This window comes from Amycolatopsis orientalis (assembly GCF_000943515.2).
GTDB classification, from domain to species: domain Bacteria; phylum Actinomycetota; class Actinomycetes; order Mycobacteriales; family Pseudonocardiaceae; genus Amycolatopsis; species Amycolatopsis orientalis.
This window is the reverse complement of the sequence record NZ_CP016174.1, coordinates 5,554,101-5,573,135: the sequence shown is the minus strand read 5'-3', so window position 1 is coordinate 5,573,135 and position 19,035 is coordinate 5,554,101. Positions and strand designations below refer to the sequence as shown.

Here is a 19,035-nt window from a genome sequence, read left to right as displayed (position 1 = left end):
TAACCGCGTCATCACTTCGTAGGACCAGGGGGTCCTTGTGAAGCCACGCTAACGAGGGATTTCAGAAACTCGCGATGGACCGCACAGCACGCACAGGTCAGACTTCGCGCCATGAAGGCATTGGTCAAAGCCGACCGAGCACCCGGGCTGGAACTCACCGACGTGCCGGACCCCGCCGTCGGCCCCGGGGAAGTCGCCGTCCGCGTACTGCGCGCCGGGATCTGCGGCACCGATCTGCACATCGACTCGTGGGACGACTGGGCGGCACGCACCATCGCCGCGCCGCTGGTCATCGGGCACGAGTTCGTCGGCGAGGTGGTCGAGATCGGCCGGTCGGTGACGACGGTCAAGGTGGGTGACCTGGTCAGCGGCGAGGGGCATCTGGTCTGCGGAAGCTGCCGCAACTGCAAGGCCGGGCGGCGGCACCTGTGCGCCCGGACCAAGGGGCTCGGCGTGCACACCGACGGCGCCTTCGCGCAGTACGCCGTGCTGCCCGAACAGAACGCCTGGGTACACCGCAACGAGGTCGACCTCGACATCGCCGCGATCTTCGACCCGCTGGGCAACGCCGTGCACACCGCGCTGTCCTTCCCCGTCATCGGCGAGGACGTGCTGGTCACCGGCGCCGGCCCGATCGGCATCATGGCCGCCGCGATCGCCCGCCACGCCGGCGCGCGCAACGTCGTCGTCACCGACGTCAGCGAGCACCGCCTGGAACTGGCCCGCAAGGTCGGCGTCGACCTCGCGCTGGACGTCTCGTCGGCGACCATCGCCGACGCGCAGGAACGGCTCGGCATGGCCGAGGGTTTCGACGTCGGCATGGAGATGAGCGGACGGCCCGAGGCGCTGCGCGACATGATCGCGAACATGTCGCACGGCGGCCGCGTCGCGCTGCTCGGCCTGCCCGCCTCCGACGTCTCGGTGGACATCGCCGCCGTCGTGCTGAAGATGATCCAGATCAAGGGGATCTACGGCCGCGAGATGTTCGAGACCTGGTACTCGATGTCGGTGCTGCTGCAGGCCGGGCTGGACATCTCGCCGGTGATCACCCACCGGTTCGGCTACACCGAACACGAGAAGGCGTTCGCGACGGCCAGGGAAGGCCGTTGCGGCAAGGTCATTCTGGATTGGACGGAGAACTGATGTACGGCGCGATGCGCGACGACCTCAAGGCAGGACTCGCCGAGATCCGGGAAGCCGGGCTGTACAAGGGCGAGCGGGTGATCCAGGGGCCGCAACGGGCTTCGGTCCGTGTCGGCGACGGCGACGTCCTCAACTTCTGCGCCAACAACTACCTCGGCCTCGCCGACCACCCCAAGCTGATCGAAGCGGCGCAAGAAGCGCTGGACCGCTGGGGCTTCGGCATGGCGTCGGTGCGGTTCATCTGCGGGACCCAGCAGCCGCACAAGGAACTTGAAGCGAAGCTGTCGGAATTCCTCGGCACCGAGGACACGATCCTCTACAGCTCCTGTTTCGACGCCAACGCCGGGCTGTTCGAGACGCTGCTGACCGACCAGGACGTCATCATCTCCGACGAGCTGAACCACGCGTCGATCATCGACGGCGTCCGGCTGTGCAAGGCGAAGCGGATGCGCTACCGCAACCGTGACGTCGCCGACCTGGAGCAGCGGCTCAAGGAGGCGTCCGGCGCGCGCTACCGGATGATCGCCACCGACGGGGTGTTCTCGATGGACGGCTACCTCGCGCCGCTCGACGAGATCTGCGCGCTGGCCGAACGTTACGACGCGCTGGTGATGGTGGACGACTCGCACGCCGTCGGCTTCACCGGCCCGACCGGTCGCGGCACACCCGAGTTGTTCGGCGTGCGGGACAAGGTCGACGTCGTGACCGGCACCCTCGGCAAGGCGCTGGGCGGGGCGAGCGGCGGCTACACCTCGGGTCGCGCGGAGATCGTCGAGATGTTGCGGCAGCGTTCCCGGCCGTACCTGTTCTCGAACTCGCTCGCGCCGTCGATCACCGCCGCCGCGCTCGCCACGCTGGAGCTGCTGGACTCCTCGGGTGAGCTGTTGGAGAAGCTGCGTGCCAACACCGCACTGTTCCGGCGCCGGATGACCGAAGCCGGTTTCGACCTGCTGCCCGGCGAGCACCCCATCATCCCGGTGATGATCGGCGACGCCGCCAAGGCGGGCAAGATGGCGGATCTGCTGCTCGACCAGGGCATCTACGTGATCGGGTTCTCGTATCCGGTGGTGCCGCACGGTAAGGCCCGGATCCGGACGCAGATGTCGGCGGCGCATTCGACCGACGACGTCAACCGGGCGGTCGACGCGTTCGTGACGGCAAGGTCCATGATGGACGAATGATCGATCCGCGACGGCTGCGGGTACTGCGCGCCCTCGCCGACCACGGCACCGTGACGGCGGCGGGCCAGGCGCTGCACCTGACGCCGTCCGCGGTCTCCCAGCAGCTGGCCGCCCTCGAAGCCGAGTGCGGCCAGCAGCTGTTGCGGCGGTGGGGCAGGCGGGTTTCGCTCACCCCCGCCGGGGAACTGATGGTGGTGCACGCCAACGCCGTCGCCGCCGAACTGGAACGGGCGCGGGCCACCCTGGCCGCGCTCGACTCCGGGGTACAGGGCCTGGTGCGGCTGGCGAGTTTCGCCTCCGCGATCACGATGGTCGTCGCGCCGGCGATCGCCGCGCTGCGCGCCGGTTCGCCCGGGGTCTCGATGCAGGTGCAGGACGTCGAGGGGCACGCGAGCATCCCGCTGCTGCTCGACGGCGAGGTCGACCTGGCGATCACCGAGGAGTACCGGCTGTCGCCACGGACGGATGAAAGCAGGCTCACCCGGTTCCCGCTGTACGTGGAGCCGTTCGACGTCGTGCTGCCCACCGCGCACCGGCTGGCCGGATCGTCCGAAGTGGACATCGACGACCTCGCCGACGACGACTGGATCGCCCCGAAACCCGGTAATCCCTGTCGCGACGTGCTGATGATCGCCTGCGCGACTCCGGAGATCCGGCACGTTTCGGACGATTTCCACGCGATCACCACCCTGGTCGCCGCGGGCGAGGGGGTCGCTTTGGTGCCGCGTAACGCTTTCACCGCCGTGCCCGGGGCGCTCGCCGTCCCGTTGCGCGGCGAGCCGCCGCTGCGCCGCGTGTTCGCCGCCGTCCGGCGGGGGAGCGCGGACCACCCGCTGCTCAAGACCGTGATCTCGGCGCTGCTGGACGCGGCGCCGGGGCATGCGAATGCGGACCGGGGGAGTCGACCTTAGGATCAGGGCACTAGCCGCCGAAAGAAAGACAGGGCGCGGATGCTCCAGATCGATGGCCTCACCTGGACCTTGACGATCGGACTGGTGCTCGCGCTGCTGGCGCTCGACCTCATCCTCGCGGCGGTGCGACCGCACAAGGTCGGCTTCGGCGAGGCGGTGGCCTGGTCGGTCGGCTACATCCTGGTCGCGGTGGCGTTCGGCGTCTGGCTGACGCTGGCTCACGGCGGCGACTTCGGGCAGCAGTACTTCGCGGGCTACATCGTGGAGAAGAGCCTGTCGGTCGACAATCTCTTCGTCTTCGTGATCATCATGAGCACTTTCGCGGTGCCCGAGGAACATCAGCACAAGGTGCTCACCTTCGGCATCGTCGTCGCGCTGATCATGCGCGCGGTCTTCATCGCGCTCGGTGCCACGCTTCTTTCGTTGTTCTCCTTCATGTTCCTGCTGTTCGGATTGCTGCTGATCTACACCGGGATCCAGCTGTTCCGGCATCGTGACGAGGATCCGGACGTCGAGAACAACGTGGTGGTGCGGACCGCGCGCCGCCTGCTGCCACTGTCCACCGAGTACGACGGCGGCAAGCTGATCACCCGGCTCGACGGGAAACGGGTGGGCACGCCGCTGGTGGTGGTGCTGCTCGCGATCGGCGGGGTCGACCTGCTGTTCGCGCTGGACTCGATCCCGGCCGTCTTCGGTGTCACCGACGAGCCGTACCTGGTCTTCGCCGCCAACGCCTTCGCCCTGCTGGGTCTGCGCGCGCTGTACTTCCTCGTGAAGGGCCTGCTCGATCGGCTGGTGTACCTCTCGGCCGGGCTCGCGGTGATCCTCGGGTTCATCGGGATCAAGCTGATCCTGCACTGGGCCCATGTCGACATCGACACGAGCGTTCCCGAGATCTCGACGCCGGTCAGCCTCGCGGTGATCATCGGCATCCTCATCGTGGTGACGGTCGCGAGCCTGCTCAAGACCCGCAACGATCCGTCGGCCAAGGCACATCCGGGGTCGCTGCGCGCCACGCCCGCGCGGTCGGAGTCCGAAAAGGACTAACGCCAGCCCCGCTCGAGCAGGTCGAAGATCTTCTCGACGTCCGTGCGCGGATCCGGCCTGCCCCTGGTGAGCGCCGGGATGTCCAGTACGAACCGCGCGAGCGCGCGGCAAGCGATGTCGTCGGCGTCGACCCCGGCGTCCTCGGCGATGGCCGCGCTGAGGGCCGCGGCGTGCCGGGTCCACAGGCGTTCCCCGTACTCCTGGAGCGCGGGGGTTCCGCTCACCAGCGCCGTGAATTCGGGGTACTGGGGGTGTTCCGTGATCGGGAGCCAGGTGGCGAGCACGTACTCGCGCAGGGCCTCGACCACGGTTTGCCCGGCCCGGCGTTGCCGCACAGCGGCGATCAGGTTCGCTTCGCGGTCTTGGGCCTCGTCGAAGACCAGTGCCTCTTTGCCGGAGAAATGCTTGAACAGTGTCGTTGTCGACACGTCGGCGGCCTCGGCGATGTCCCGGATGCTCACCTGGTCGTAGCCCCGCTCCAGGAACAGTTTCAGGGCGGCGTCCGCCAGCGCCTGGCGGGTGGCCGCCTTCTTGCGTTCACGCCGTCCCGGTGTCTCCATGAGCGCACCCTACCGTACGGGTTGTCACAGTCACTAAGTTGACTCGTTGCACTTTTTAACTCGTTCTGCTTTTCTGGGGTCATGACTTCGAGAATCAGCATCATCGGTGCGGGGCCCGGCGGCCTGACCTGCGCTCGCATCCTTCAAAGGCACGGCATCCCCGTGACCGTCTACGATCGCGACCCGCATCCCCGGGCGCGTGACCAGGGCGGCAGCCTCGACCTGCACGCGGACGACGGGCAGCTGGCCTTGCGCGAAGCGGGCCTGCTCGACGAGTTCTTCGCGCTCGCCCGTCCCGAGGGGCAGGAGATGCGCCTGCTGGATCCGGCGGGACGGCTGCTCGTCCACCACGTCCCGGCCGAAGGCGAGTTCTTCAAACCGGAGATCGACCGGGGCCGGCTGCGGGGGATGTTGCTCGACTCGCTGGAACCGGGCACTGTGCGGTGGGGGCGGGCTCTGGAGCGGGTCGAGCCGTTCGGGCGCTTGCGGTTCGTGGACGGAACGACCGTCGAGACGGATCTGGTCATCGGCGCCGACGGCGCGTGGTCGCGGGTGCGCCCGGCGGTGTCGTCGGCCGTGCCCGAGTACGCCGGGATCACCTTCCTGGAAGCCTGGTTCGACGACGTCGAGAACGCACACCCCGAACTCGCCGACCTGGTCGGCCAGGGCGGCGCGATGGCGGCCGACGGCGACCGCTGCCTGTTCGCCCAGCGCAACGGCGGCGATCACATCCGGGTCTACATCGTCCAGCGCCTGCCCGCGGACTGGATCGGCTCCAGTGGCACCCCGGAGATCCGCGCCCGGCTGCTCGACGCGTTCTCCGGCTGGTCGCCGCGGATGACCAGGATGATCACCGAGAACGACGGCCCGTACGTCGATCGCCCGTTGTACGTCTTGCCCGTCCCGCACACGTGGGAGCACTCGCCGCGCGTGACCCTGCTCGGCGATGCCGCCCACCTGATGCCGCCGCTCGGGGTCGGCGTCAACCTGGCCATGCTCGACGCCTGCGAACTGGCCCTCGCGCTGGCCGGGTCCGCCACGATCGGTGAAGCCGTCGCGACTTACGAGAGGACCATGCTTCCCCGTTCGGTGGATGTCGCGCGGCAATTGGAGAACGGTGTCGAAGGTTTGCTCGAAGCGCACGACGATTCCCTTGTCGGCTAAGGGTTTCCCAAAACTGTCGGTGGCTGGTTGTACGTTCGGCGAGTGGACACCCGCAACGCCACTCTGGCGCTACTCAAGGAAATAACCGAGCCTTCCACTTTGGGGGAGATCAACGATTCGCTGTATTCGTTGGACGACAAGGATTCCCTCGCTGTCGCGGTGGCGGCGTCGGAGGGGATCGCGCGTCTGGAGGCGGTCCGGTTCCGCGCGCTGGCCCAACTGAGCCGTCACCGCGACGGTGCGCGCGGCGTTGTCCAGGAAGTCGCGTTCGAACTGTCTTTTGTGGACAGTCACGCGGGTGCGATGGTCGCCGCCGCGGAGGCGCTGACCACCCGCTTGCCGCGCACACTGGGATTGATGGATCAGGGTGTGGTGAGCGGTTTCGGGGCGATGAAGGTCGCCGCCGCGACCGCGTGGCTCTCCGATGAAGACGCCCGCGCCGCCGACGCGTTACTGGAAGACCGCTTGCCGCGCAAGAACTCCGAGCAGATCCGGAAGGCGGCCGGGCACGCGGCGATGACCGTGGATCGTGCAGGGGCGGCCAAGCGTGCCGAGCACCATCGCGCGGGCCGTCGGCTGAGTATGCGGCACGGTGAGACAGGGGTGGCCTCGATCGAGGTCGAGGACGGCCCGGTCGAGAAGGTCGCCGCCGCCTACACCCGGATCGATCGCGAAGCACGGGCCCTCAAGACCGGCGGCGAGACCCGCACCCTGGATCAGCTGCGTGCCGACGTCGCGCTCGATCTCCTCTTGGGTGGGCAGGGCGGCACGAGTGAACGGGCCGAAGTGTTCCTCTACATGGATCTGGCCACCTACCTCGGCCTGAATGACGATCCGGCGGAACTGGCCGGACACGGCCACATCCCGGCGGAGCTGGGCCGTCACATCGCCTCCGGTCCGAACACCTTGCTGCGCCGGATCATCACCGACCCCCTCTCCGGGCAGGTACTGGACCTGGGCCGTGATCGCTACCGGCCCACGGCGGGGCTCGGCGAGTTCGTCCGCGTCCGTGACCGCGAGTGCCGAAGACCGGGCTGCCACCGTCCCGCGCAGGCCTGCGACCTGGACCATTCGGTGCCGTGGCAGTTCGGCGGCCACACCGACGCCACCGACCTGATCGACCTCTGCCGCCGCGACCACCGGCTCAAGGACGAACCAGGCTGGACCTACCGGCTCGACGGCGATGGCACCCTGATCATCACCACGCCCACCGGGCGGAGCTACGACAGTGCTCCGCCGCCGCTACACGAACCGCGTCCGGAGGTGTCGTTGGCGGAGGAACCGCCGCCGTTCTGAGGCGTTGCCGGAATTCGGCGACGGGGTCGTGTTTGTCGCCGTGTCGCGTCGGTGCTGGTCGAATCTTGCCTGGAGGTGTCTTGGGGTCGTTGACCCATCGCTGTTCTGGCTCTTCTGGCTCATTGCCGGAATCTGGCGACGGGGTTGCTGGTGTTGAAGTTTCGCCGGTGATGCTGTGCTGCGGTGCTTGGTCGTGAGTTGCCGCCGCTGTACGAATCGCGCCCGAAGGCGCCTCGGGCTGATGAGCTGCCGCTGTTCTGGGCATTGCCGAAATTTGGTGCCGATTCGTTGCTGGGGAAGGGTTCCTTGGGGCGCGGCCTGGGGTGGGCAGGTTCGCCAGGGGTGCTGTGCTGGCCGGGAGTTGTTGCGGTGGGCTGTTGCCGAAATCTGGCTACGGTGTGATCGCATCGCGTGGGCAGGTTTCCTCGGTGTCTCCTCCTGACGAACCGCCGTGCCGAGTCATTGCCGAAATGTGGCGACGATTCGCTGCCGGAGATGGGCTCCTTGGGGCACGGCCCGGGACGGGCAGGTTCGCCGGGTGCGGTCCTGGCTGGGGGAGTTGTCGCGGTTTTGGGCTGTTGCCGAAATATGGCTACGGTGTGATCGCGTGCGTAGGCATTGCTGGTGTCTCGTCCTGACGAACGGTCGTGCCGAGTCATTGCCGAAATGTGGCGACGTTCAGGTTTGGAGAAGGTTGCTGTTGATGGTGATCGGTGTTGGCAGATCCGGCGGTGTCGCTGTGCCTGGCCGTGAGTTGCAGTCGCGCCGCATCGTCGCTAGACGAGTCGCGCCCGAAGGTGTCTCCTCTTGACGTACCGCCGCGTCGCGTCGTTGCCGAATGTGGCAACGATTCGCTGCCGGAGATGGCCTCCTTGGGCACGGCCCGGACGGGCAGGTTCGCCGGATGCGGTCCTGGCCGGGGGAGCTGTCGCAGTTCTGCGCCGTTGCCGAAATATGGTCACGGCGTATCGCGCTGTCAGGTCTCCTTGATCTCTCCTCCTGACGAACCGCCGCACCACCCCATTGCCGAAATGCGGCGACGATTCGCTGCCGGAGACGGGCTCTTTAGGAACCTGCGGGGATTCGGGTGGCTTGGCCTGCCGTGCTGGCCCGAGACCCGCCACCCTTCTGACCCATCGCCGAAAAACGACCACACCCCACCTAACCCAAGAACTCCCTCACCAGCACGCTCGACTCAGGACGGCATTCGTCGAAATAAGCATGCCTAGCACCGGCAAAGACATGCATCCGCGCACCAGGGATCCGCCCCGTCAGCAAAGGCGCGTTCGCAGGCGGAGCAAGCACGTCGTCATCCCCGTGAAGCACCAACGTAGGCGCGGTGATCCGCGGGAGCACGTCCCACGCGTCGTGCGTGTTGCTCGCCACGAGATGACCGCGGACGGCGTGCGGTGGCATGCCGTGGGCGCCGAGGACGGTGTAGGGCCCGGGGTTGGCGGCCCGCCAGGCGGGCGTGTACATCATGTCCTCCAGCGCTTCCCGCGCTTCGGCCGAATGCCGTTTCGCGAGGGCCAGCCGGACGTCGTTCGTCCGTTCGACCCCGTGTGCGCCGCCCGGCGAGGTGCAGCCGAGGACGAGCCGCCGGACCCGGCCGGGGTGGCGAGCGGCGAACCATTGGGCGACGCGGCCGCCCATGGAGGTGCCGTAGACGTCGGCTTCGGCGACGCCGAGCCCGTCCAGAACAGCGAGCACGTCGTCCGCGAAAAGCGTTGTGGAGTAGGGAACATCGGGTGCGTCGCTGGCCCCGGTACCGCGGTAGTCCATGGTGATCGTGCTCGGGAAGTCCCCGCGCGTGCGGTTCCACCACGTGTGGTCGTTCGCCTGCCCGGCCAGCAACACGAGCGGCCTGCCCGTGCCGTGCCACTGGTAGGCCAGGCGCGTGCCGTCGGCGGCGACGGCGTGGCCGGTGCGGGGGAGCGTGCTCATCCTTCTCCTGTTCGGTCGTCCGGGACGGGCCCGATGGCTACTCTCCCTCGTCCCCGGCCCGGGGGGTCCACCGGGCGCGGGGTAAGCCATTCCGACCAGCCGGATGACGCCGTCTCGGTCTGGTAGTGCCCGCCACCCGGCGGTAGCGTTCCGGTTGGCCGGTTTCGTCACGAGTGAACGTGAAGGAGTCGTGGTCGGCGTGCACGAACCGATGGTGACGGAGTTCGCGACCACCGATCCGGAACAGGCCCGCGCCCTGATCGCCGAGGCATACCGTGACAACAGGTTGCGCGTACGGGGCACCGTCGAGAACTACCGGTTCGAGCACAAACGTTGCGACATCGGCGACGTGCAATTCGACTTCCTGCACAACACGCTGACCACGGAGGTCGTCGTCCAGCCGCTGGGCCGGGTGGTCCTGCTGCGCGTGCTGGACGGGGAGATCGAGATCGACGACGGCATCAGCGACCGCAGGCTGCGGGCGGGCGACGTGTTCGCCGGCCCGCACCCCGGCCAGGGCTACCGGACCGGGATGCACGGCACGCGCCTGCAGGTCACCGGGATCGATCTGGACCTGTTCACCGGAAACGACCCGGCGCAGGACGGCCGGGCGGTCGAGCGGCTCTGCTACGAACCGGTGAGCCCGGAGAAGGCATTGCGCTGGCGCCGGACGGTCGAGTACGTCACCGAGCTGTTCTCCGACCCGGACGTGGAGAGCGGCCCCCTGGTGCTCGGCGCGGCAGGACGGCTGATGGCCGCCGTGGCACTGGACACCTTCACCGCGGTCACCGGCGACACCCGCCCCGGTGACCGCAGGGACGCCGTCCCGGACACGGTGCGCCGCGGAATCGCCTTCATGGAGGCGAATCCGGACCTCGATCTCGGCGTGGCCGACATCGCCCGCGCCTGCCGGGTCTCGGTACGCGCGCTGCAGCTGGCGTTCCGGCGGTATCTGGACACCACCCCGATGGCTTATCTCCGCAAGGTCCGGCTGGACCGGGTCCGGGCCGAACTCCGCGCGGCCGAACCCGGCGACGGCGTGACGGTGACCCGGGTCGCGGCGAACTGGGGTTTCCTGGGCGGAAGCCGGTTCAGCGCGCAGTACCGCGAAGCCTTCGGCGAATCGCCCGGTCAGACCCTGCGCGGGAGCTGACCCTTCGTTTTCGTCGGTACGGGCCTGCGTTTTCGCCGCTAGACGACCGCGCCCGCGCCGGGTTCCATGGATTCGGCCACCAGTGTGCCGAGACCCCGCTTGCTGGTGCGTCGTAACCGGACCGGCCGGTCCCTAACGAGGTGCCGCGATCCCGTCGTACATGACGCGGCGGACGGCCCTGCTCATCGCGGCCTGTCCCGACGGCGACGGGTCGCGCAGGCCGGACAGGATCGACGCGAGGATCATCCCGTTGATCGCCCGCGCGGTGGCGTCGACGTCCAGGTCCGCGTGCAGGTAGCCGAGGTGGACGCCGTGGTGGAGATAGCCCGCGGTCAGTTCCGCGGCGGTCTCGTAGAAGTCCAGTACCCGCTCCCGCATCTCGGCGTCGATGCCGGCGGCTTCGAGCAGGAGAAACCGGGCCATCCGCGGGTCGCTGCCGAAGATCTGGGCGAGCGCGTCGCCGATCCTGGCGCTCTGTTTGCGGTATTCGGCCAGGCTGTTGACCGCGTCCGGGGCGTTGTCCGCCGCCAGTGAGGCGACCACCTTCTCGACCAGGTCCGTGATGACGTGGTCGACGATGTCCCGCTTGTTCTGGAAGTACCGGTAGAAGGTGCCGTGCCCGATGCCGAGCCGCGCGGCGATGTCGGCGATCCCAGTCGCGTGGTAGCCGCGTTCGGCGAAGCAGTCGAAGGCGGTCTCCACGATCTCGCGCCGTAGTTCCTGCTTTTTCCGTGCGGCCCTGCTGACCGGGGTCTCCGTCGTCATGCCGGTCAGCTTATTGCCTCGACCGGCGATATGACATACCGTTCCGGAAATGACACGTCATTCCGCAAGGGCGCTGGTGCTCGGCTGCGGCGGCACCCTGGGCTTCGCCTGGACAGCGGCGGTACTCGACGCGCTGCACAACCGGGCGGGCTGGGATCCGCGTGAGGCGGACGTCCTGGTCGGGACGTCGGCGGGCGCCGAGGCGGTGGCGATGCTGGGAGCGGGCATTCCCGCGAAGGCGATCCTCGGCGCGCTGACCGGCGCACCCGACGGGGATCCCATCGTCGCCGCCCACGTCCGACGGACGCCGAAGCGGTTCCCGCCGATGCCGTCCCCGCGGTGGCCCGCCACCGGCCTGGTCCGGGCCGCGATACGCCGGGACGTCGACCCGCTCGCCGGTCTCGCGGGCCTTCTTCCCCAGGGCAGGGGAGACGCGGCCTGGCTCCGCGAGCTGGGGGACGCGCTGGCGCCCGGCGGCTGGGTCCCCCATCCCGCGACCTGGCTGGTGGCCACGGATCCGGGCGGTGCACGGGTCGCGCCCGGTTCCCCGGGCGCGCCGCCCGCGCGGCTCGGCGAGGCGATCGCCGCGTCGTGGGCGATCCCCGGCTGGTTCCCTCCGTCTCTTGTGGACGGACGTCCGCTGCTCGACGGCGGGACGGTCTCCCCGACCTCCGCCGATCTCCTGCTCGGCCACGAGACCCACAAAATCCACGAGGTCGTGCTGATCGCGCCGATGAGCAGCGAAGGCGGGGCCCCGGCACGAGGCATGGCCCGGCTGGAGCGCCTGCTGCGGACAGCGCTGACCCGGCGCGTGGACGCCGAGGCGCGGCGATTGCGCGCGGCGGGGGTGCGGGTGGTCCGGATCGAACCGGCACCGGCCGATCTCGCCGCCATGGGCGCCAACTTCATGGACGGACGGCGGCGTGACCACGTGCTCGCCACCGCGTCGAGGACGGCGCCCGGCCTGGTCGCCGATGCCTTCGAACGAGAGGGAGTACGCGCATGAGCCGTTATCCGGAGCTGGACCTCGACGGGGCGCATGTGGCGATCACCGGCGCGGGACAGGGCATCGGCCGCGTGACCGCCGAGCGCATGGCCGCTCTCGGCGCGCGGGTGTCCATCGGCGATCTCGACCTCGAAGCCGCGAAACGCACGGCCGTCGACGTCGGCGGGACAGCGCATCACCTCGACGTCGCCGATCCGGCCTCGTTCGCCGCTTTCCTCGGTGACGCCGAACAGGCGAACGGGCCGCTCGTGGTCCTCGTCAACAACGCCGGGATCATGCCCAACGGCGGCTTCCTGGACCTCTCCGACGCGCTGAACCGGGCGACCATGGAGGTCAACGTCTTCGGCGTCGTCCACGGCATGCGGCTGGCGCTGCCCGGCATGCTGGAGCGCGGCCGCGGGCACATCGTCAACGTCGCGTCACTGGCCGGGAAGTTTCCCGTCAAAGGGCTCGCGATCTACAACGCCAGCAAGTTCGCCGTCGTCGGGCTGACCGCGGCGACCCGGCTCGAATACGCGCCGCACGGCGTCAGCGTTTCCGCCGTGCTGCCGTCGGCGGTCGACACCGCGCTCGCGTCCGGGCTCGACATGCGGCCGATCCCGAAGGTGAAGCCGGGCAGGATCGCCGACGCCGTGGTGGAGTCCGTCCGCACCCGCGCCGCCGAGATCGCCGTGCCCGGTTACGTCGGCGTGCTCGCCGCCCTAGCGGGCGTGACGCCCGAACCGGTGCTCAACGCGGTCCGCCGCCTGATGCGCGACGACCGGGCCCTGCGCCCCGACTCACCCGAGCGTGCGGGCTACCGGACCCGCCTCGACCAGGACATCCACCGGAAGGAAGAGGCATGAAAGCGCAGTACGACGCCGTCGTCGTCGGAGCCGGTTTCGGCGGGATGGGCGCGGCGATCCAGCTCAACCGGCTCGGCTACGAGAACCTGCTCATCCTCGAACGCGAGTCCGATCTCGGCGGCACCTGGCACGTGAACCACTATCCCGGCCTGGCCGTCGACATCCCCTCGGCCACCTACTCCTACTCGTTCGAGCCGAATCCGCACTGGTCGCGCCTGTTCGCGCCGGGGGCGGAACTCAAGCGGTACGCCGGGCACGTCGCGGACAAGTACCGGCTGCGGCGCTACATGCGCTTCGGGACCGTGGTCACCGGAGCCGTCTGGGACGAGGCGAACGCGTACTGGACGGTGTCCCGGGAAGGTGACGAGCCCGTCACCGCGAAGTACCTTCTGACCGCGACAGGATTCCTTTCCCAGCCCAAGAAACCCGACATCCCCGGGATCGACACCTTCGGCGGCAAGGTCATCCACACCACCGCCTGGGACGACGGCTACGACCTCACGGGCAAACGGGTGGCGGTGATCGGCACCGGCGCGACCGCGGTCCAGCTGATCCCCGAGATCGCGAAGATCGCCCGTGAACTCACCGTTTACCAGCGGACCCCGATCTGGGTGAGCCCCAAACTGGACTTCCCGGTTCCCAAGGCGGTCCGCCACGCGTTCGCCGCGGTCCCGCTCACCCAGCGGGCCGCCCGGCTGACCGGCACAGCGCTGCTGGAACTGATGATGGTCACCGGTGTCCTGCACTACAAGCAGCTGCCGATGGCGAACCGGCTCGGCAAGCTGTGGTGCCTGGCGCATCTGCGCCGTCAGGTACGCGATCCCGGGCTGCGCGCGAAACTGACACCTCGGTATTCGTTCGGCTGCAAACGCCCGACGTTCTCCAACGAGTACTACCCGGCCTTCACGAAGGACCACGTGCACCTGGAGACGACGTCGATCGCGCGGATCGACGAGACGGGCATCGAGACCACCGGCGGCGGGCGGCGGGACCTCGACGTCCTGGTGCTCGCGACCGGATTCGACCTCTGGGAGGCCAACTTCCCGGCGATCGAGATCATCGGCCGCGGCGGCCGCGATCTCGGGAAGTGGTGGCGGGAGAACCGGTTCCAGGCCTACGAGGGCGTCGCGATCCCGAAGTTCCCCAACTTCATTTCGCTCAACAGCCCCTATTCCTACTCGGGGCTGTCCTATTTCACCACCATCGAGACGCAGATGCGGCATATGGACCGGCTTTTCGGCGCGATGCGGCGGCGCGGCGCGACCGAGTTCGAGGTCACCCAGGAGGCCAACGACGCGTTCCTCGACCGGATGACCGCCCGCCTCGGCGATTCGATCTTCACCCTCGGGAACTGCGCCCCGGCGAACAGCTACTACTTCAACCCGCACGGGGAGGCGACCCTGCTCCGCCCGTCGTCGACCTTGAACGCCATCAAGGAGGCGGGGAGTTTCCCCGTCGAGGACTACACCTTCGCCTGACCGGCAGGGGCCGGGATCCCGCGCGATCCCGGCCCCGCCCGTCGGTAGCGCTTACTGCCTGCGGAGCCGGAGCGTGACGGCCGCGCCCGCCGCGGCGAGGAACACCGCGCCGATCGCGTAAGGCCACCACGGCACCGAGGTGTCGCCCGCCGGCGGGGCCCCGTAACCGCCGGCGGCGCCGGTACGGTCGTAGGTCGAGCCGGGCAGCTTGTCGCCGTAGCGGCTTTGCAGGGCCTGACGGTAGGCGGCGAGCGTCATCTTCTCGCCGGTCTTCGCCACCGACGATCCATCGAGGACGGTCACGGTGTCCCCGTCGACGGCGTACCAGGCTCCGGCCTGCGGTTCGCTCAGGAGATAGCCCTTGCCGGTCCGCCCGCCGAGGCGCTTCTCGATGTCACCCGAGGCGACGTTGAACACCGACCAGCCCGAGCCTTCGCGCTGCGACCACAGGGTCGCCGCGTTCCCGTTGCCCAGGGTGGCGGGCACGGCGACGTAGGCGAGTTCGGCGGGCGCGCCGGGAGCCCCGGCGATGAAGGCGGCGGTCGGCTGGTAGACCGCCACCGGAGTCCGCGGATCGGCTTTGGCGGTCCTGGCGGCGATGGCCGTGTCGGCCTTGGCCGCCCCGGGGAACACCGCGTTGGCGAGCCGCTGGGTGGTCGCGTCGCTGGTGACCACTGTGGACACCGCCGCGAGATCGGCCGCGGTGGGTGCGCCGCTGGGGGCGTCGGAGGCGGACGCCTGGCCACCGAGCGCGAGCGACAGTCCGAGAGCGAGGATCGTGGCGCCGAGGAAGGTTCGCTTCATGGTTTCAGTCCTTGATCCCGTAGACGGTGTGGGTCCAGGTGAACGAGTTGTTGGACCGGTAGGCGCTGTAGCTCATCTGGTTGTAGCGGGGGCTGGAACCCCACGGGTCGCCGTAGTAGACCGTCGTCGCGCCGTTGGTGTTGTCGTAGCCGTAGAGCACGTGCATATGGCCGCCGCCGTTGCGCCAGCCGATCCGGGTGCCGATCGGCTGCCGGGCGTCGACCTGGCTCTTGATGGTGGCGAAGCTCAGTGTCTGGCCGGAGGAGTTGTAGCTGCCGACGTTGCTGAACCCGAGCCACCGGAACACCCGTTGCTGGTCGCTGAGGTAGCCCTGGTTGTTGGCGCAGTCCGAGCCGGACTCGTTGTGCGCCACCTGGCAGAATTTCGTCTGGGACAGGGAGTATCCCCACCAGGCGGCGATGGTGTTGCCGCTGGCGTCCCAGCACCAGTTGCTCTTCTCCTGTGCCTGCATCTGGATCGGGATCGTGGTGGCCGCCGTGACCGTGGGCGCCGCGGAGGCGGGCGCCTGCAGGGCGACCATCGCGGCGACACCGGCGCAGACTGTGGCCAGCCCGCGCCTGAATGAGATTTTCACCGTGGGGACACTCCTAACTGGATGGTCGAACGCGGTAACAGAGGGATACTGCGAACAGACTGAGATTCACCCTCCAGTGGTATCCGTGGCAAGGCGCGCGGCAATACGTAAGGGTCCGTATTGCGAAGGCGGACGCGTGAGCCGTCGGGTCGCCCCGCAGGTCGGCGTGATCCGATCGAGTTAACGGCGGGCGGAGAAGGTGACTCCGGTGGTGTGGACCAGCGGAAAGCGGGCGGACCCTGGTCACTGTTCGTGTTCCCGCCTTTCGGCGGGTGTCCGATCGGTATGGTCCCGGACATGCCGACGATCGGTGCGGCACCGGTGTTCGTGGCCCGCGACACCGAATTGGCCGAACTGGTGCGTGTCACCATGAACCCGCCGTCGGTCGCCGTCGTCGAGGGCGAACCGGGTGTGGGCCGGAGCAGACTGCTCGAAGAACTGGCCGCCCGGCCCGGGATCGCGTCGCGAGTGGTCTGGTCCGCCCGCTGCGGTTCCTTCGCCCGGCCGGGTCGGCTGGCCCCGCTGGTCGACGCGCTGCTCGGACGGAGCGACGTCGCCGCCGCCCACGCGGCGGGCTTCTCCCCGGTGACCGGCGTCCTGCGGCGGCTGATCCCCGAATGGTCGTCGTGGCTGCCGCCGTTCCCGGCGAACGCGGACGCCGAGACCGTCCGGCAACAGGAGTTCCGCGCCCTGCGGGAGGTACTGACCGGCTGCGGCGCGGCGGTCCTCCTCCTCGACGACGTCCACTCCGCCGACGACGACACGTGGGAGTTCTTGCGTGGCCTGGCGGCCTCCCCGGCGACCGCGCTGAGCGTGGTGGTCAGTTCGGCGGCGTGCGGACCGCGGAGATTCCCGCCGATAAGGGAGATCGACGCCCATCTCTCGCTCGCGGCGTTCACCCCCGCTCAGGTGCGGACGTTGCTGGACGCCTCCTTCGGCCGCTGCGCACCGGAGTTCGCCGCTGCGGCACACCGGCGGACGTCCGGGATCGCCGTCGACCTGACGGCCTTGGTACGGAGCCTCGGGGACACGGCCGAAGCACTTTCGGTCGAAAGGCTGGCTTCGGCGACCGTGCCACCGATCGTGCGGAGCCGGGTCGCCGGACTGACGGCCGTGATCGGGGAGCCCGCGCGTGACGTCGTCTGCGCGGCCGCGGTGCTCGGATCCCCGGCCGGGGAAGCGGATCTGGGTGCGGTGGCGGCATTACCGTCCAGGGAGACCTCCGGCGCGGTCACCGAAGCGGTCGAAACCGGGCTACTGCGGGATCTCGGTTGTGGCCGGTACGTCTCGGGAAGCCCGTTGAGCGCGGAAGCGGTCTACGCGCTGCTGCCCGGTCCCCAGCGGTGCGCGATGCACGGCCGTGCCGCCGCCCGGCTCGCCGCCGTCGCCGACCCCGTGGCGTCGCTCATCGCCCGGCACGCTCGGCTGGCCGGTGAACTCGCGGCGTGGACACAGTGGACCGGCGTCGCGGTCGACAACGCCATCGAAGACGGCCGTACCGAGGAAGCGAGCCGCCTGCTCGAAGCGGCGTTGCGGGACGCGGACCTGCCGAGGAGCGCGCGCGAGTCGTTCGCCGTGCGGCTCGCCCGGGAGCTGCCGCGCGGCATCGCCCACGCGGGCACGGTCCGGCTGCTGCGGGAGATCCTGCGCGAATGGCCGCTGAGCAAGGCCGCGCGGGGCGAGATCAGGGTCCACCTCGGCCAGGTGCTGATCAACCAGGTCGGCAAGGTCGAAGCCGGCAGGCTCGAAATCGAACTGGGCGCGGCCGACCTCGGCAGACGGCAGGCGCTGCTCGCCAGGGGATTGGTCACCTTGGCCCTGCCGCATATCGGGACGGTCCCGGTCGAGGAGAACCTGCGCTGGCTCGACCAGGCCGAGCAGGTGAGCAAGGGGGAACACGACGCCGGGCTGCTCGCCGCCATCGCCGCGAACCGGCTGTCGGCGCGGATGCAGGTCGCCGATCCGGAGGCCTGGCAGGACATCGCCGATCTGCCGCTGGCCCCGGAATCGGCCGAGGTCTGCCGTCAGGTGGCCCGCACCTACATCAACCTGGCCGACGCGGTGGCGTGGAACGGGCACTACCCGGTCGCGCGGGCCTATCTCGCGACCGCGCGGCGGCTGATCCGCGACGACCATCAGCCTTATCTCGACGCGCTGGCCGACGGCACCGAACTCCGGCTGGACCTGGCGGTGGGGGAGTGGTCGAGTGTCGCCGAGAAGGCGCGGGCGATGCTGACCCGCGTCGACGGCGACAGTTCGCTGGCCGCGGAACCGTTGCTGGTACTCGGCTGGTACGAGTACGGGCAACACCGGCCGGCGGCGGCGCTGCGCAGTTTCGACGCGGCGTTCGCGCTTTCCGCGGGCAGCGTCCCGGTGCAGGCTTCGGCGTACGCGGGCCGCGTCGCGGTCCATCAGGCGGGCAAGGACCTCCAGGCCGCCCGGCGGCTCGCCGAGTACGGCCTGGAGACCGTGCGCCGCAAGAACAACTGGGTCTGGGCGGCCGAGCTGATGCCGTTCGCCGTGCGCACGATGCTCGGGCTGGGACAGCTCGTGGAGGCGAGGGAGCTGCTCGCCGAGTACCGGCAGGGCATCGACGGCAAGGACGCGCCGATCGCCAACGCGGCGGCACTGCTGTGCCGGGGCATGCTCACCCAGGCCCGCGGTGAAACGCTCGCCGCCGGTGAGCTGCTGCTCGGCGCGGCACAGGCCTACCGGGCGCTGCCTCTCCCGTTTTTCGCCGCCTACGCCGACGAACTCGCGGCCGGATGCTTCGCCGAGACCGGGGAGCGGGAACGTGCCGTCGCCTCCTTCACCATCGCGGAGACGGCGTACGCGAAGCTCGGCGCCGCCGTGGACGCGCTCCGCTGCCGCCGGTCGCTGCGGCGATGCGATCCGGAGATGCCGCGGCGCGGCCGCCGGGGGTACGGCGAGGCGCTGTCGCCGAGGGAACTCGAGGTCGCCCGGCTCGCCGCGCGGAACCTCACCAACCGGGAGATCGGCGAGCGGCTGTTCCTGTCGCCGCGGACGGTCGAAATCCACATCGGGCGGGCGCTGCGCAAACTGCGGCTGCCTTCGAGGACGGTCCTGACCGAAGAGTTGATCCGGGACGCGACCGGCGACGGTTCCAAAACCGCCTGATTCAT

General features: G+C 69.4%; 16 protein-coding genes. 11 read left to right on the top strand and 5 right to left on the bottom strand.

What is annotated here, in order from left to right:
* Positions 1 to 111: 111 nt before the first annotated feature.
* From tdh to SD37_RS24310, 4 genes are read left to right on the top strand one after another with little or no spacing between them, the layout of a single operon-like run.
* Positions 112 to 1,143, top strand: a complete 1,032-nt coding sequence (tdh, locus tag SD37_RS24325; protein WP_037303110.1) for an L-threonine 3-dehydrogenase — start codon at positions 112 to 114, stop codon at positions 1,141 to 1,143.
* Entirely contained in the window at positions 1,143 to 2,324 is a 1,182-nt protein-coding gene (locus SD37_RS24320) for a glycine C-acetyltransferase (RefSeq protein ID WP_044851761.1), read from the top strand. The genes tdh and SD37_RS24320 overlap by 1 nt, the downstream gene beginning before the upstream one ends.
* Complete coding sequence (locus SD37_RS24315) at positions 2,321 to 3,235, top strand: LysR family transcriptional regulator (protein WP_044851762.1); 915 nt, start codon at positions 2,321 to 2,323, stop codon at positions 3,233 to 3,235. The genes SD37_RS24320 and SD37_RS24315 overlap by 4 nt, the downstream gene beginning before the upstream one ends.
* 39 nt (positions 3,236 to 3,274) lie before the next feature.
* Positions 3,275 to 4,282 carry a TerC/Alx family metal homeostasis membrane protein gene (locus tag SD37_RS24310; protein ID WP_065912954.1) on the top strand — a complete coding sequence of 336 codons (1,008 nt, stop codon included), beginning with the start codon at positions 3,275 to 3,277 and terminating at the stop codon, positions 4,280 to 4,282.
* On the opposite strand, the gene SD37_RS24305 is transcribed toward SD37_RS24310, so the two are convergent.
* The gene (locus SD37_RS24305; RefSeq protein ID WP_044851764.1) at positions 4,279 to 4,842 is read right to left on the bottom strand and encodes a TetR/AcrR family transcriptional regulator; all 564 of its coding nucleotides are present in this window, start codon (positions 4,840 to 4,842) and stop codon (positions 4,279 to 4,281) included. The genes SD37_RS24310 and SD37_RS24305 overlap by 4 nt on opposite strands.
* A gap of 81 nt (positions 4,843 to 4,923) precedes the next feature.
* Here SD37_RS24305 and SD37_RS24300 point away from each other — a divergent pair, with 81 nt between their 5' ends.
* Positions 4,924 to 6,006, top strand: a complete 1,083-nt coding sequence (locus SD37_RS24300; RefSeq protein ID WP_044851765.1) for an FAD-dependent oxidoreductase — start codon at positions 4,924 to 4,926, stop codon at positions 6,004 to 6,006.
* A gap of 63 nt (positions 6,007 to 6,069) precedes the next feature.
* The gene (locus SD37_RS24295; protein ID WP_044851801.1) at positions 6,070 to 7,302 is read left to right on the top strand and encodes an HNH endonuclease signature motif containing protein; all 1,233 of its coding nucleotides are present in this window, start codon (positions 6,070 to 6,072) and stop codon (positions 7,300 to 7,302) included.
* Between the two features lie 1,161 nt (positions 7,303 to 8,463).
* On the opposite strand, the gene SD37_RS24290 is transcribed toward SD37_RS24295, so the two are convergent.
* Positions 8,464 to 9,246, bottom strand: a complete 783-nt coding sequence (locus SD37_RS24290; RefSeq protein WP_044851766.1) for an alpha/beta fold hydrolase — start codon at positions 9,244 to 9,246, stop codon at positions 8,464 to 8,466.
* A gap of 199 nt (positions 9,247 to 9,445) precedes the next feature.
* Here SD37_RS24290 and SD37_RS24285 point away from each other — a divergent pair, with 199 nt between their 5' ends.
* The gene (locus SD37_RS24285) at positions 9,446 to 10,399 is read left to right on the top strand and encodes a helix-turn-helix transcriptional regulator (RefSeq protein WP_044851802.1); all 954 of its coding nucleotides are present in this window, start codon (positions 9,446 to 9,448) and stop codon (positions 10,397 to 10,399) included.
* A 132-nt stretch (positions 10,400 to 10,531) separates the two neighbouring features.
* On the opposite strand, the gene SD37_RS24280 is transcribed toward SD37_RS24285, so the two are convergent.
* Positions 10,532 to 11,164 carry a TetR/AcrR family transcriptional regulator gene (locus SD37_RS24280; protein WP_044851767.1) on the bottom strand — a complete coding sequence of 211 codons (633 nt, stop codon included), beginning with the start codon at positions 11,162 to 11,164 and terminating at the stop codon, positions 10,532 to 10,534.
* 49 nt (positions 11,165 to 11,213) lie between these two features.
* Here SD37_RS24280 and SD37_RS24275 point away from each other — a divergent pair, with 49 nt between their 5' ends.
* From SD37_RS24275 to SD37_RS24265, 3 genes are read left to right on the top strand one after another with little or no spacing between them, the layout of a single operon-like run.
* On the top strand, positions 11,214 to 12,170 hold the full coding sequence (locus SD37_RS24275) for a patatin-like phospholipase family protein (protein WP_174567851.1): 957 nt from the start codon (positions 11,214 to 11,216) through the stop codon (positions 12,168 to 12,170).
* Positions 12,167 to 13,015: an SDR family oxidoreductase gene (locus SD37_RS24270; protein WP_044851769.1), complete on the top strand. Its 849-nt coding sequence runs from the start codon at positions 12,167 to 12,169 to the stop codon at positions 13,013 to 13,015. The genes SD37_RS24275 and SD37_RS24270 overlap by 4 nt, the downstream gene beginning before the upstream one ends.
* Positions 13,012 to 14,493 carry a flavin-containing monooxygenase gene (locus SD37_RS24265; RefSeq protein WP_044851770.1) on the top strand — a complete coding sequence of 494 codons (1,482 nt, stop codon included), beginning with the start codon at positions 13,012 to 13,014 and terminating at the stop codon, positions 14,491 to 14,493. The genes SD37_RS24270 and SD37_RS24265 overlap by 4 nt, the downstream gene beginning before the upstream one ends.
* 51 nt (positions 14,494 to 14,544) lie before the next feature.
* On the opposite strand, the gene SD37_RS24260 is transcribed toward SD37_RS24265, so the two are convergent.
* Positions 14,545 to 15,297 carry a hypothetical protein gene (locus SD37_RS24260; protein ID WP_044851771.1) on the bottom strand — a complete coding sequence of 251 codons (753 nt, stop codon included), beginning with the start codon at positions 15,295 to 15,297 and terminating at the stop codon, positions 14,545 to 14,547.
* Positions 15,298 to 15,301: 4 nt separating this feature from the next.
* Complete coding sequence (locus SD37_RS24255; RefSeq protein ID WP_044851772.1) at positions 15,302 to 15,892, bottom strand: papain-like cysteine protease family protein; 591 nt, start codon at positions 15,890 to 15,892, stop codon at positions 15,302 to 15,304.
* Between the two features lie 297 nt (positions 15,893 to 16,189).
* On the opposite strand from SD37_RS24255, the gene SD37_RS24250 reads away from it, so the two are divergent.
* Entirely contained in the window at positions 16,190 to 19,030 is a 2,841-nt protein-coding gene (locus SD37_RS24250; RefSeq protein WP_236725103.1) for a helix-turn-helix transcriptional regulator, read from the top strand.
* The last annotated feature ends 5 nt before the right edge of the window (positions 19,031 to 19,035 follow it).

Coding starts and splice junctions, on each gene's coding strand:
- tdh (WP_037303110.1), top strand. CDS start 112: ATGAAGGCATTGGTCAAAGCCGACCGAGCACCCGGGCTGGAACTCACC.
- SD37_RS24320 (WP_044851761.1), top strand. CDS start 1,143: ATGTACGGCGCGATGCGCGACGACCTCAAGGCAGGACTCGCCGAGATC.
- SD37_RS24315 (WP_044851762.1), top strand. CDS start 2,321: ATGATCGATCCGCGACGGCTGCGGGTACTGCGCGCCCTCGCCGACCAC.
- SD37_RS24310 (WP_065912954.1), top strand. CDS start 3,275: ATGCTCCAGATCGATGGCCTCACCTGGACCTTGACGATCGGACTGGTG.
- SD37_RS24305 (WP_044851764.1), bottom strand. CDS start 4,842: ATGGAGACACCGGGACGGCGTGAACGCAAGAAGGCGGCCACCCGCCAG.
- SD37_RS24300 (WP_044851765.1), top strand. CDS start 4,924: ATGACTTCGAGAATCAGCATCATCGGTGCGGGGCCCGGCGGCCTGACC.
- SD37_RS24290 (WP_044851766.1), bottom strand. CDS start 9,246: ATGAGCACGCTCCCCCGCACCGGCCACGCCGTCGCCGCCGACGGCACG.
- SD37_RS24280 (WP_044851767.1), bottom strand. CDS start 11,164: ATGACGACGGAGACCCCGGTCAGCAGGGCCGCACGGAAAAAGCAGGAA.
- SD37_RS24275 (WP_174567851.1), top strand. CDS start 11,214: ATGACACGTCATTCCGCAAGGGCGCTGGTGCTCGGCTGCGGCGGCACC.
- SD37_RS24270 (WP_044851769.1), top strand. CDS start 12,167: ATGAGCCGTTATCCGGAGCTGGACCTCGACGGGGCGCATGTGGCGATC.
- SD37_RS24265 (WP_044851770.1), top strand. CDS start 13,012: ATGAAAGCGCAGTACGACGCCGTCGTCGTCGGAGCCGGTTTCGGCGGG.
- SD37_RS24260 (WP_044851771.1), bottom strand. CDS start 15,297: ATGAAGCGAACCTTCCTCGGCGCCACGATCCTCGCTCTCGGACTGTCG.
- SD37_RS24250 (WP_236725103.1), top strand. CDS start 16,190: ATGCCGACGATCGGTGCGGCACCGGTGTTCGTGGCCCGCGACACCGAA.